Below are 13607 nucleotides of genomic sequence, written 5' to 3'. Positions count from 1 at the left end.
GTTTTAACGCCGCCAGCGTCGTAGCAGGCGGCTACGCAACCCGGTATCAAAGCGCCAGATATGATCGAAGATGCGCATAATGCCGGGTTTGCCATGTACCGACATCGCCACCGCGTGAAAGCGATGCTGATGTTTGCGCTGCAGTTCCCCCACCTGATTGATCACCTCATCCGGCAGACGCTGGGCAATAAAATCGGAAATTACCACCGCATCGGCATCCACCCACTGCGGATTTTGCATGCGCTCAATAATGGATCGGAAACAGCTGGCTAGATCGGTACCGCCGCGAAAACGTTGGCTCAGGAAGCGGATCGCCTGCTCAAGCCCCTCGGGGCCGGTCAGTTCGTAATGCACCACTTCGCTGGAGAACAGCATAATAAAGCAGCGGCGATTATCCGCCAGCGCCACCCGCATTAAGGCCAGGCAAAAGGCCTTGGCGCACTGCTCGTTGAAACCGCCCATCGAACCGGAGGTATCGACGCAGACGATAAACGGCCCGCGCGGCTGTTCGTCGACATCCTGCCTGGTGACCGGCCTCTCGGTGATTTTTTCCCGCCAGGCGTCGCCGTGCAGCCGATAGGTCAGCAACTGCTTTTCCACCAGCTTGCGGTAGAACTCGAATTCCAGCTCGGTGATCCCAAGCGTCGCCAGCTCCGGCGGAAGCAGGCGTAAAATATCGTCACTCTGCTGCAGGCCATCAACCTGTTCCGGTACCGTGGCCGGTTCGCGGACCAGGCTACGGAAGGCTTCCATCGGCGCCTCTTTTTTGGGGACCGATTTTGCTTCTCGTGAACGACCGAGCTGTTCAGCCAGCTGCATTAATTCCGGCTGCTGGCTAAGAAAATCACCGTAACGGATGATCAACTGATAGTCGCCGCGCTTCAGTTCGCCGGCGCTCATATCCCACAGCCGCCCGGCGGCGTTATCGTTTTCCACCAGCACCGGTTCCAGCTGACCGCTGAGGGTCATGCGTTCCTGTACTTCACTGAGCAACTGATCCCGCTCCTCGTCCAGCAGCTGCTGGTTGAGGGAGGTCACCTGGACCACCAGGCTCAGGCGCCAGCGCTGTAAAAAGAGGGTATGCAGTGCGGGAGTGAAGGTGGTGTTGTCATCCACCAGCTGTTGCGCCTGGGCGGCAAATGGCGAGTGCTGGCTGCGCAGCCCGGTAAGGATCTGCGGCAGCTGGACGATGAACTGCGAGGTGGAGAGCAACTGCGCGCGTTGATAGCTTTGTACTTCCGCATCCAGCTCTGGCGGAACATGGGTCTCTTTGAGCCGGGCCCGGATCGACTCCCGCCAGCGCGGGATATCGGCAGCAATAATGTTTTTCAGGCGCGGGAATTTTTCGAAGAATACGGCAAGCTGAGGGGAGGCCAGCAGCGCCAGCAGCATCTCTTCGATCATCCCCTCTTCGCTGACTGCCAGCATGACATTCAGCATATCCAGCGTCATGGCTGACGTGCCTGCTTAATCTGCGCCCCGACGTCCTGCAGGCTGGCTTCGATACGCCCAAGCCAGTCACCAGGAATGAACAGGCATTTTTGCTGTTCGCTGAAGCGGTTATGTTGCTGGTGCCACTCATCATCCAGCGCTTCCAGCTGCTGCCTGATTTCTGCCGGCATATTTTCCTGCGATTCGCTGCCGGGCAGTGAGAGGCGGGAACCCTGCAGGCTGACGTCGCGTACCACCAGGTGCTGGCTGGCATCGACATCGATAGTTAACAGCTGTGCGAAACCAATGCCGTTGAGCTTGCCACGGATCTCACCGCCTTTTTCCAGCCAGTGCGACAGCTCTTCGCGCACGAAGGTAATGTGGATAACGTTGATATCGTGCAGTTTAAGCGGCTGCTGGAGCAGTAAGGTCAGGGTGGCTTCCTGCAGCTCTGCAGGCAACTCATAGTGGGGTTTACGGCTGAACATTCCGCCAAGACGCGTCACCTTCAACGCGGTTTTGTCGCTGTGCTGCTGCTGGATTTGAATGCGTCGTTGGGTAATCGCCCCCAGTTTGGTCAACATGGCCTGCTGCTGCCAGGCGTGGCTGGTCATCAGGGCTTCCAGCTGCTGCGACATCAGATTCATGCTTTTGATATCGTGCCACAGGCAATCTTTCAGCAAGATCAGGTCGATAGGGGCAATGGTGTCCCGGCCGCTGAAGAAGGCGCTGGCCTGCAACAGACGAATGGCTTTTTTCCAGCGACGGTCGGAGACATAAGGCGCATCAGACAGCGTATCCAACTGCTGGCGCAGCTGGAACACCAGCTCAAACACGCTATCAGGCAGCTTCACGCCGCTGATATCTTGCTGCCACTGGGTAAACTCTTCAGTGCTGATCTGCAGGCTGGTGGGTACCGGGTTACTGTTTTCATCCTGCTGGCTGACCAGCATAGAACGGAAATTTGTCTTATCCTGAACCTTATCCAGCCACAAGCGGATGAGCATGCGATCGTAGAGCGCTTCAAGACTGCTGTCCGCTTCCGGCAATTCGTTTGATGCCGCCACCAGCAGACGCATGGGGATTTTTTCCTCCGTAGCGCCATTGCGGAAGTGACGTTCGTTGATGGCCGTCAGCAGGGTGTTGAGGATTGCCGGGCCGGCTTTCCAGATCTCATCGAGGAACACAATTTCAGCTTCCGGCAGGTAGCCGGTGGTCAGACGCTCGTAGCGTCCTTCATCTTTCAGTGCCTGGATCGAGAGGGGGCCAAAAACTTCTTCCGGGGTGGAAAAGCGGGTCATCAGGTATTCAAAAGCGCGGGCTTGCTGGAAGGCGAACTTGAGGCGGCGGGCGATCAGGCTTTTCGCGATGCCCGGCGGGCCAAGTAAAAAAACGCTTTCTCCACTGAGCGCGGCAAGCAGGCAAAGTCGTATCGCGTGGCTGCGTTCGAACAAACCTTTTTCCAGCGAGGCACTTAGCCGGGAAATTCTTTCTGCCAGTAAATGTGATTGAGCCATAATTGAGTTGCGTGCTTTTTCATGTGTCGTTATTGAGTCGAGTATAGATGTTTGATTGGGTATGGTAATAGCCTGAAGAATCGATTTATTTTCTTTGAGTCAGATTAATATGATGTCAGTTAGGGGTACGATTCAACAAATAATCGTGCATACTGTGCGCTTTTTGTGGGCCAAGGGACTAGGCACACATTTGTTTTATAAACGAAAAGACTAGTCTATGAGCACTGATAATAAGCAATCGCTGCCGGCCGTTACGCTGGCAGCCATCGGCGTGGTATATGGTGATATCGGTACCAGCCCGCTGTATACACTTCGAGAATGTTTGTCTGGTCAGTTTGGGTTTGGCGTTGAACGTGATGCCGTTTTTGGCTTTCTGTCGCTGATTTTCTGGCTGTTAATCTTTACCGTATCACTCAAATATATCACCTTCGTTATGCGTGCTGACAACGCCGGCGAAGGGGGGATCCTGACGCTGATGTCGTTGGCGGGACGTAACACGTCCGCACGAATGACATCGGTTCTGGTGATCCTTGGCCTGATTGGCGGCAGCTTCTTCTATGGCGAGGTGGTCATCACACCGGCTATCTCGGTGATGTCGGCCATTGAAGGTCTGGAGATTATTGCCCCGAATCTGGATACCTGGATTGTCCCCATCTCCATTATCGTGCTGACGCTGCTGTTTGCTATTCAAAAGCACGGTACCAGCATGGTCGGGAAGCTGTTTGCACCGATTATGCTGATCTGGTTCCTGCTGCTGGCAGTGCTGGGCGCAAGAAGCATTCTGGCCAACCCGGAAGTACTGCAGGCGCTTAACCCTTACTGGGCCTTCCATTTCTTCATGGAATATAAAACCGTCTCCTTCGTGGCATTAGGAGCGGTGGTGCTTTCTATTACCGGTGTCGAGGCGCTGTATGCTGACATGGGCCACTTCGGCAAATTGCCGATTCGCCTGGCGTGGTTTTCCGTGGTGCTGCCCTCGCTGGTGCTCAACTACTTCGGTCAGGGCGCGCTGCTGTTAAAGCACCCGGAAGCGATTAAAAACCCCTTCTTCCTGCTGGCGCCGGAATGGGCGCTGATCCCGATGCTGATCCTCGCCGCGCTGGCGACGGTCATCGCGTCGCAGGCGGTTATTTCGGGCGTCTTCTCCCTGACGCGTCAGGCGGTTCGTCTGGGCTATCTGTCGCCGATGCGCATCATCCATACGTCGGAAATGGAATCGGGTCAGATTTATATCCCGTTCATCAACTGGCTGCTGTACGTCTCGGTGGTTATCGTCATCATCAGCTTTGAGCACTCCTCCAATCTGGCGGCGGCGTACGGGATTGCGGTGACCGGGACCATGGTGCTGACGACCATCCTCTTCACCACCGTTGCGCGTAAAAACTGGCACTGGAATAAGTTCGTGGTGGCGTTGCTGCTTATCGGCTTTATGTGCATTGACCTGCCGCTGTTCTCGGCCAACCTCGATAAGATTGTCTCCGGTGGCTGGCTGCCGTTGACGCTGGGACTGGTGATGTTCACGGTGATGACCACCTGGAAGAGCGAGCGTTTCCGTCTGCTGCGCCGTATGCACGAGCACGGCAACTCACTGGAAGCGATGATCTCTTCCCTGGAGAAATCGCCGCCGGTTCGCGTGCCGGGCACCGCGGTGTATATGTCCCGTGCGCTGAACGTGATTCCGTTTGCCCTGCTGCATAACCTCAAGCACAACAAGGTGCTGCATGAGCGGGTGATCCTTCTGACGCTGCGGACCGAAGATGCGCCTTATGTACACAATGTGCGTCGGGTCCAGATCGAGCAGATTTCGCCGTCGTTCTGGCGCGTGGTGGCCAGCTACGGCTGGCGCGAAACGCCGAACGTCGAAGAAGTGTTCCACCGCTGCGGGCTGGAAGGCCTGAGCTGCCGGATGATGGAAACCTCGTTCTTTATGTCGCATGAATCGCTGATTATCGGCAAGCGGCCGTGGTACCTGCGCCTGCGCGGGAAATTGTATCTCCTGCTGCAGCGCAATGCCCTGAGGGCGCCGGATCAGTTCGAAATCCCGCCAAACCGGGTCATCGAACTGGGTACCCAGGTCGAAATCTGATGTTACTGAAGCCCTTCCTCGTGAAGGGCTTTTTGTGACCTTTTGCCCCGCTTCACATTTCTTCTCCGCGTTCGCGAAACGTTTCGATGGCGATCACATTTCTCTCCTCTGATGATGGTTTTCCGCTCGTTTATTGACAATACTTATCTCAGCGAAACGTTTCGCTAATGGAGCAAAAGAGAAAAATGAAAAAAGGCACCGTACTTAACGCTGATATTTCCTCGGTTATCTCGCGCCTGGGTCATACCGATACGCTGGTGGTCTGTGATGCTGGTTTACCGGTTCCTCACAGCAGCACGCGCATTGATATGGCGCTGACTCAGGGCGTTCCCTCCTTTATGCAGGTTCTGGAGGTGGTCACGGCGGAAATGCAGGTTGAAGCGGCGATCCTGGCGGAAGAGATCAAAACGCATAATCCGCAGCTCCATGCGACGTTGCTCACTCACCTCGAGCAGCTGCAGCAACACCAGGGAAATATCATTGATATTCGTTACACCAGTCATGAGCAGTTCAAAAAACAAACCGCTGAAAGTCAGGCGGTGATTCGCAGCGGGGAGTGTTCCCCGTATGCGAACGTTATTCTCTGTGCCGGCGTGACGTTCTGAGGTCGCCGATATGGAAGCCTTACTGCAATTAAAAGGGATCGATAAAGCGTTCCCTGGCGTGAAGGCGCTCTCCGGCGCCTCGCTGAATGTCTATGCTGGCCGCGTGATGGCGCTGGTCGGTGAAAACGGTGCTGGCAAATCCACCATGATGAAGGTGCTGACCGGTATCTATGCCCGCGATGCCGGCTCCCTACTGTGGCTGGGGAAAGAGGTCACCTTCAACGGACCGAAATCCTCCCAGGAAGCCGGAATCGGCATTATCCATCAGGAACTGAACCTGATTCCTCAACTGACGATCGCGGAAAACATTTTCCTCGGTCGCGAGTTCGTTAACCGGTTTGGCAAAATCGACTGGAAAACGATGTATGCCGAAGCCGACAAGCTGCTGGCGAAGCTGAACTTACGCTTTAACAGCCAGAAGCTGGTGGGCGATCTGTCGATTGGCGATCAGCAGATGGTTGAGATCGCCAAAGTGCTGAGCTTCGAGTCGAAGGTCATCATTATGGATGAACCGACGGATGCCCTGACTGATACTGAAACCGAATCCCTGTTCCGCGTCATTCGCGAGCTAAAAGCGCAAGGGCGCGGAATTGTCTATATCTCCCACCGCATGAAAGAGATCTTCGAGATTTGCGATGATGTGACGGTCTTCCGCGACGGGCAGTTTATCGCCGAGCGTGAAGTCGCCAGCCTCAATGAAGATCTGCTGATCGAAATGATGGTCGGCCGCAAGCTGGAAGATCAGTACCCGCATCTGGATAAAGCGCCGGGGGCGATTCGCCTCAAGGTAGACAACCTGTGCGGGCCGGGCGTTGAAAATATCACTTTCACCCTGCGTCAGGGCGAAATCCTCGGCGTCGCCGGGCTGATGGGCGCCGGACGAACGGAGCTGATGAAAGTACTGTACGGCGCGCTGGCGCGGCACAGCGGTAGCGTCACCCTCGACGGGCATGAAGTCGTGACCCGCTCTCCTCAGGATGGCCTGGCAAACGGTATTGTTTATATTTCCGAAGACCGTAAGCGCGATGGTTTAGTGCTCGGTATGTCGGTGAAAGAAAACATGTCTTTAACTGCGCTGCGCTATTTCAGCCATGCTGGTGGTCGCCTGAAACACGGCGATGAACAGCAGGCGGTGAGCGACTTTATCCGCTTATTCAATGTGAAAACGCCGTCAATGGAACAGGCGATTGGCCTGCTTTCCGGCGGTAACCAGCAGAAAGTGGCGATTGCCCGCGGGCTGATGACGCGGCCAAAAGTGCTGATCCTTGATGAGCCCACCCGTGGCGTGGACGTCGGGGCGAAGAAAGAGATCTACCAGCTGATCAACCAGTTTAAAGCCGATGGTCTGAGCATCATTCTGGTCTCCTCGGAGATGCCGGAAGTGTTAGGCATGAGCGATCGCATCATTGTGATGCATGAAGGGCATCTCGGCGGTGAATTTACACGCGAGCAGGCCACCCAGGAAGTATTGATGGCTGCCGCTGTGGGCAAGCTTAACCGTGTGAATCAGGAGTAAAAAAGATGACAACCCAGGCTGTTTCTGGTCGCCGCTATTTCACGAAAGCATGGCTGATGGAGCAAAAATCATTAATTGCTCTGTTGGTGCTGATAGCGATTGTGTCGACCATGAGCCCCAACTTTTTTACCGTCAATAACCTGTTCAATATCCTGCAACAGACGTCGGTCAACGCCATTATGGCCGTCGGGATGACGCTGGTCATTCTGACCTCAGGGATCGACCTGTCCGTCGGTTCTCTGCTGGCGCTGACCGGCGCGGTTGCCGCGTCGATTGTGGGCCTGGAGGTCAATGCGCTGGTGGCGATTGCTGGTGCGCTGGCGTTAGGCGCGGCAATCGGTGCGGTTACCGGCGTCATCGTGGCGAAAGGGCGTGTACAGGCCTTTATTGCCACCCTGGTGATGATGCTGCTGCTGCGCGGGGTGACGATGGTCTACACCAACGGCAGTCCGGTTAACACCGGGTTCACCGATAATGCCGATCTGTTTGGCTGGTTTGGTATCGGCCGCCCGTTAGGCATCCCGACGCCGGTGTGGATTATGGCGATCGTTTTTCTTGCGGCCTGGTACATGCTGCACCATACGCGGTTGGGTCGTTATATCTACGCGCTGGGCGGTAACGAAGCGGCAACCCGCTTGTCCGGCATCAGCGTCAATAAAGTCAAAATTATCGTCTACTCGTTGTGCGGCCTGCTGGCATCCCTGGCGGGGATTATCGAAGTGGCGCGTCTGTCTTCCGCGCAGCCGACGGCGGGTACCGGTTATGAACTGGATGCGATTGCGGCCGTCGTGCTTGGCGGCACCAGCCTCGCCGGTGGTAAAGGCCGTATCGTCGGGACACTGATCGGTGCGTTGATCCTTGGCTTCCTGAACAACGGACTGAATTTGTTAGGCGTTTCTTCCTATTACCAGATGATCGTGAAAGCGGTGGTAATTTTGCTGGCGGTGCTGGTAGACAACAAAAAGCAGTAACTAAGAACTCTACAGGACATCTTAACTATGAATATGAAAAAACTGGCGACCCTGGTCTCTGCTGTAGCCCTCAGTGCAACCGTCAGCGCTAATGCGATGGCGAAAGATACCATCGCCCTGGTAATCTCTACCCTCAATAACCCGTTCTTCGTCTCCCTGAAAGACGGGGCGCAGAAAGAAGCAGACAAACTGGGTTACAACCTGGTGGTGCTGGATTCACAAAACAACCCGGCGAAAGAGCTGGCGAACGTCCAGGACCTCACGGTGCGTGGCGCGAAGCTGCTGCTGATCAACCCGACCGATTCTGATGCGGTTGGCAACGCGGTGAAGATGGCTAACCAGGCGAAAATCCCGGTGATCACCCTTGACCGCCAGGCGGCAAAAGGCGACGTAGTCAGCCATATTGCTTCCGATAACGTGCTGGGCGGTAAAATGGCCGGCGACTATATCGCCAAAAAAGCCGGTGAAGGCGCGAAAGTGATTGAACTGCAAGGCATTGCCGGAACGTCTGCGGCACGCGAACGTGGTGAAGGTTTTAAACAGGCCGTTGCAGCACACAAATTCAATGTGCTGGCCAGCCAGCCGGCGGACTTCGATCGTACCAAAGGCCTGAACGTCATGCAGAACCTGCTGACGGCGCATCCTGATGTGAAAGCGGTGTTTGCTCAGAACGACGAAATGGCGCTCGGTGCGCTGCGCGCATTGCAAACTGCCGGTAAATCCGATGTGATGGTGGTTGGATTTGATGGCACTCCGGATGGCGAAAAAGCAGTAAACAGTGGCAAACTGGCAGCGACTATCGCCCAGTTGCCAGAGCAGATCGGCGTGAAAGGCGTGGAGACTGCTGATAAAGTGCTGAAGGGTGAGAAAGTGGATGCCAGCTATCCGGTTGAGCTGAAACTGGTCATTAAGCAGTAATATGCGATTCGGACCGGCAACGGTCCGAGGGACAACATAAAAAAGAAAAGCAGGGCATGCGCCACCGGAGTCCGGTGGCGCGCTTTCCCGGGAACAGAAATCATGAAAACCTCAGGCAAACTTGTCGTCCTTGGCAGCATCAATGCCGATCACATTCTTAACCTTGAATCTTTCCCGACGCCGGGTGAAACCGTCACCGGCCAGCACTATCAGGTGGCTTTCGGTGGTAAAGGGGCCAACCAGGCCGTTGCTGCCGGGCGAAGCGGGGCGGATATTGCGTTTATTGCCTGTACCGGTGATGACGATATCGGCGAGCGCGTTCGGCGCCAGCTGGAGCGCGATAACATCGATGTGACGCCAGTGCGAGCGGTAAAAGACCAATCGACCGGCGTGGCGCTGATCTTTGTTAATTCTGAAGGTGAGAATGTCATCGGTATTCATGCCGGCGCGAATGCCGCCCTCTCTGTGGCCCAGGTGGAAGCAGAAAAAGAGCGGATTGCAGGCGCACAGGCGCTGCTGATGCAGCTGGAATCTCCGCTGGAAAGCGTCCTGGCGGCAGCAACCATCGCTCATCAGCATCAAACAACCGTGGTACTGAACCCGGCACCGGCGCGTGAACTGCCTGATGCGCTGCTTTCGCTGGTGGATATCATTACCCCCAACGAAACCGAAGCGGAAAAGCTGACCGGTATCCACGTTGAAAACGATGACGATGCGGCAAAAGCGGCCCATGTGCTGCATGAAAAAGGCATCGGCATCGTGATGATTACCCTCGGCAGCCGCGGAGTATGGGTTAGCCGTGAAGGTGAAGGCCGTCGGGTTGCTGGTTTTAAAGTCCAGGCCATCGATACCATTGCCGCAGGCGATACCTTCAATGGCGCCGTCGTGACGGCGTTACTGGAAGGTACCGCGCTGGATGAAGCGATCCGCTTTGCCCACGCCGCCGCCGCCATTGCCGTTACCCGCAAAGGCGCGCAGCCTTCGGTTCCATGGCGCAAAGAGATCGACGAGTTTTTACGTCAACAGGGGTAACGCTTGGCTACCATGAAGGATGTAGCCCGCGAAGCGGGCGTTTCCACTTCAACAGTGTCTCACGTCATTAATAAAGACCGCTTCGTCAGCGAAGCGATCACGGCCAAAGTCGATGCAGCGATAAAACATCTTAACTACGCGCCGTCTGCGCTGGCGCGCAGCCTCAAACTCAACCAGACCCGGACGATTGGCATGCTGATCACCGCCAGTACCAACCCGTTCTATTCGGAGCTGGTGCGCGGCGTCGAGCGCAGCTGTTTTGAACGCGGCTATAGCCTGGTGCTGTGTAATACCGAAGGCGATGAGCAGCGCATGAACCGCAATCTTGAGACGCTGATGCAAAAGCGTGTCGATGGCTTATTGCTGCTGTGTACTGAAACACACCAACCTTCGCCAGAAATAATGCAGCGCTACCCATCAGTACCGACGGTGATGATGGACTGGGCGCCGTTCGATGGCGACAGCGATCTGATCCAGGATAACTCGTTGCTGGGTGGCGATATGGCGACGCAGTACTTAATTGATAAAGGCTATACCCGGGTTGCCTGTATAGCAGGGCCGCTGGATAAAACGCCGTCGCGCCTGCGACTGGAGGGATACCATGCGGCGATGGCCCGCGCCGGACTTACCGTGGCTGAAGGCTATGTCATTCCCAGCGATTTTGAATTTGGCGGCGGATTTAGCGCCATGCAAGCGCTACTGGCATTGCCCGAGCGGCCGCAGGCGGTGTTTGTCGGCAACGATGCGATGGCGGTGGGCGCGTATCAATCGCTTTATCAGGCCGGGCTGCGCATTCCGCAGGATATGGCGCTGGTGGGGTATGATGATATCGAACTGGCGCGCTACATGACGCCGCCGCTGACTACTATTCATCAACCCAAAGATGAGCTGGGTGAGCTGGCCATCGACGTGCTGATTCATCGTATGGCCGATCCGGGGCAGAAACAGCAGCGCGTTCAGCTGACCCCGGAGCTGGTGATTCGCGGCTCGGTCTAACGCTGGTGCCGTTCCTTTATCAGGTTGCGGCCATCTTTGGCTTTTAACAGCATAAATGTCAGCGCTGATACCACGGTAATCACCCCCATCGTAATAAAGGTGTAGTGGAACTGCTCGATGGTATTGGCGCTCTCAAACCCTTCATAAAAACGCAGCACGGCAGCACTAATCGCGACCCCGAGACTAATCGATAACTGCTGGGTGACGGCCAGCAGGCTATTACCGCCACTGGCGTTGTCATCGGTCAGGTCAGCCAGCGTGATGGTATTCATCGAGGTGAACTGGGTCGACATCGCCATCCCCAGCACAAACAGCGGCAGGAGTAGCATCCAGATCGGCATGCCCGGCGACTGGAATGAGAACTGGGCGATCATCACACCAATAAACAGCGTCACGCCAACCAGCGTTTTTCGGTAACCAAGCCATCGCAGAATCTGCGTCACGGTCGATTTCGCGATAATCGAACCGATGGCGGTGGGGGCTATCATGCAGCCGGCGACAATCGCCGGATAGCCAAAACCGACCTGCAGCATCAGCGGCATCAGAAACGGCACGCAGCCGGTCCCCAGACGCGTTGCCAGGTTTCCGGCAATCCCCACCGAGAAGGTACGAGTCTTAAATAATGACAGCGAGATCAGCGGCGTTGGGTGGCGGCGCGCGTGGCGGATATAGGCCAGCAGTAATATGACGCTCAGGGCGATGACGGAAAGCGCAATCCAGGTCGCTACAATTTTCTCGCCGAACAGTTCGATGCCGCTGGAGAACAGTACCAGGCTTAAACCAAACAGCAGGAAGCCGGTGGTATCGAAGCGACGGCGTGGGGTGGTGAAATCCGGCATATATTTACGCGCGTAGAGGATGCCGATAATGCCGATAGGGATATTAATGAGGAAAATCCAGTGCCAGCTGGCCCAGGTCACCAGCACGCCACCGAGTACTGGCCCAAGAATGGGGCCGACCAGTCCCGGCATGGTGACGAAGTTCAGTACCGGCAGCAGTTCGCTACGCGGGTAGGCTCTTAATAATGCCAGGCGCGCTACCGGCATCATCATAGCGCCGCCGATCCCCTGAATAACGCGAAAGATAACCAGCTCCATCAACGAGCTGGAAAGGGCGCAGGCCAGCGAACCGAGCGTAAACAGGCCGACGGCGATAATAAAGACTTTGCGGGTACCGAAACGGTCAGCCAGCCATCCGCTGACCGGGATAAGCATGGCGACCGTTAATGTATAACTGATGATGGCGGATTGCATGGCCAGCGGCGAACGGTTGAGACTGTGCGCGATGGCAGGAAGGGCGGTGTTCAGAATGGTGGCATCAAGCGCCTGCATAAAAAAGGCCATTGCCGCAATCCACGGCAGCCCGGCCATACTACGCCCTTTCTTTTCGGTCATGCGAAACCCTTGTTATTTGCCTGAATGGTGTGGTGCGTTCAATAACGTCTGGCAGGCGTTAAGCGCTCGCGGGCCGTCGCTATCCTGAATGGCATCAACGATAGCCTGGTGGAGATCCAGCTTCACCACTTCATTCTGGGTAATAGAAGTAAAGTAGGTGTGGTAAACCGAATGAAACAGCGAGGCGAAGGAAATCAGAAACGGATTCCCGCTCATCTCATAGATGTGTTCGTGCCAGGCCATATCGACTTCAATCCAGCGTTCACGCTGAAAACGTCTTTTCAACTGCGCCATCTCTTCCATTAAGGTATTGAGTTGAGCCTTTTGTTCCGGGCTGCCTGTTGTCGCCGCCAGAAAACAGGCTTGTGGCTCCAGGCTGCTGCGCATGACAAGGAAATGGGAGACCACGTCTTCAAAATTATCTTCCGTTAGCCACCATGACAGCAGCTCTTTGTCGAGAAAGTTCCAGCTACTGCGTGGCATGACGCGGGTGCCGATGCGCGGGCGTGGCAGCAGCATTCCTTTTGCGGTGAGCGTCTTGACCGCTTCTCGTACCGCGGTACGGCTGACGCCGAACTGCTCGCCGAGATCCATTTCGCCGGGAAGGATACTTTCTGGCGGGTATTCACCGGTCAGGATTTTTTGAGCCAGTTTCTCCGCTAATACCCAGGAGATGTTCTTTTGTGCCGCCAGTTGCTGTGCGCTTAATGACATAAATGCCGTTCCTTTCTCTTTTTTACTGTATCAGTATGCCATCTGACGGCCGCTTTCGTTGGTTAAAACAGCAAAACGCTGGTTTTTTGCCACGTTACGCAGCGTTTTGGTGAAAAAAAAGACGGTTGAAAAGTTTTTTTAAAACAGAGCTTGTCAACGTCTCAGAACTCCCTATAATGCGCCTCCACTGACACGGAACAACGGCAAGCAAGCCGCCGGGTCAGCAGGGTTTCTCCGGAAATTCTGACAGAGAAAAGCGAAAACAAATGCTTGACTCTGAATGAGGAAAACGTATTATACGGGACCTCGCAACGGTGAGCGAAAGCCGCGTTGCACTGCTCTTTAACAATTTATCAGACAATCTGTGTGGGCACTCAAAGTGACATGGATTCTTAACGTCCTCGGACGAAAAATGAATACCAAGTCT

11 protein-coding genes are annotated in these 13607 nt (G+C 55.4%); 7 read left to right on the top strand and 4 right to left on the bottom strand.

The features are described from left to right. Positions 1 to 3: 3 nt before the first annotated feature. Both viaA and ravA read right to left on the bottom strand, forming a co-directional pair. Positions 4 to 1452 (bottom strand): ATPase RavA stimulator ViaA, encoded by a 1449-nt coding sequence (gene viaA / locus EDF82_RS18360; protein ID WP_123756961.1) that lies wholly within the window; start codon positions 1450 to 1452, stop codon positions 4 to 6. Beyond that, positions 1449 to 2948, bottom strand: coding sequence for an ATPase RavA (ravA, locus tag EDF82_RS18355; protein WP_123756960.1), 1500 nt, complete (start codon positions 2946 to 2948; stop codon positions 1449 to 1451). The genes viaA and ravA overlap by 4 nt, the downstream gene beginning before the upstream one ends. A 217-nt stretch (positions 2949 to 3165) precedes the next feature. On the opposite strand from ravA, the gene kup reads away from it, so the two are divergent. The 7 genes from kup to rbsR all read left to right on the top strand — a co-directional run bounded on the left by kup (position 3166) and on the right by rbsR (position 11072). Beyond that, positions 3166 to 5034: a low affinity potassium transporter Kup gene (gene kup / locus EDF82_RS18350; protein ID WP_123756959.1), complete on the top strand. Its 1869-nt coding sequence runs from the start codon at positions 3166 to 3168 to the stop codon at positions 5032 to 5034. 185 nt (positions 5035 to 5219) lie between these two features. Continuing rightward, a complete protein-coding gene (gene rbsD, locus EDF82_RS18345) occupies positions 5220 to 5639 on the top strand; it encodes a D-ribose pyranase (protein WP_123756958.1) in 420 nt (139 codons plus the stop codon). 10 nt (positions 5640 to 5649) lie between these two features. Beyond that, on the top strand, positions 5650 to 7155 hold the full coding sequence (gene rbsA / locus EDF82_RS18340) for a ribose ABC transporter ATP-binding protein RbsA (protein WP_123756957.1): 1506 nt from the start codon (positions 5650 to 5652) through the stop codon (positions 7153 to 7155). 5 nt (positions 7156 to 7160) lie between these two features. Further along, on the top strand, positions 7161 to 8126 hold the full coding sequence (rbsC, locus tag EDF82_RS18335) for a ribose ABC transporter permease (RefSeq protein WP_123756956.1): 966 nt from the start codon (positions 7161 to 7163) through the stop codon (positions 8124 to 8126). Between the two features lie 27 nt (positions 8127 to 8153). Further along, positions 8154 to 9044: a ribose ABC transporter substrate-binding protein RbsB gene (rbsB, locus tag EDF82_RS18330; protein WP_123756955.1), complete on the top strand. Its 891-nt coding sequence runs from the start codon at positions 8154 to 8156 to the stop codon at positions 9042 to 9044. A 102-nt stretch (positions 9045 to 9146) separates the two neighbouring features. Further along, positions 9147 to 10076, top strand: a complete 930-nt coding sequence (gene rbsK, locus EDF82_RS18325; RefSeq protein ID WP_123756954.1) for a ribokinase — start codon at positions 9147 to 9149, stop codon at positions 10074 to 10076. Between the two features lie 12 nt (positions 10077 to 10088). Next, a complete protein-coding gene (rbsR, locus tag EDF82_RS18320; RefSeq protein WP_199733709.1) occupies positions 10089 to 11072 on the top strand; it encodes a ribose operon transcriptional repressor RbsR in 984 nt (327 codons plus the stop codon). On the opposite strand, the gene mdtD is transcribed toward rbsR, so the two are convergent. After that, complete coding sequence (gene mdtD / locus EDF82_RS18315; protein WP_123756952.1) at positions 11069 to 12466, bottom strand: multidrug transporter subunit MdtD; 1398 nt, start codon at positions 12464 to 12466, stop codon at positions 11069 to 11071. The genes rbsR and mdtD overlap by 4 nt on opposite strands. A gap of 12 nt (positions 12467 to 12478) precedes the next feature. Then, positions 12479 to 13180, bottom strand: coding sequence for a FadR/GntR family transcriptional regulator (locus EDF82_RS18310; RefSeq protein ID WP_123756951.1), 702 nt, complete (start codon positions 13178 to 13180; stop codon positions 12479 to 12481). Between the last annotated feature and the right edge of the window lie 427 nt (positions 13181 to 13607).

Origin of the sequence: Klebsiella sp. BIGb0399, assembly GCF_003752615.1 — a bacterium.
Lineage (GTDB): Bacteria > Pseudomonadota > Gammaproteobacteria > Enterobacterales > Enterobacteriaceae > Klebsiella > Klebsiella lignicola.
The sequence above is the reverse complement of the archived record's forward strand: the minus strand, read 5'-3'. Positions and strand labels throughout refer to the sequence as shown.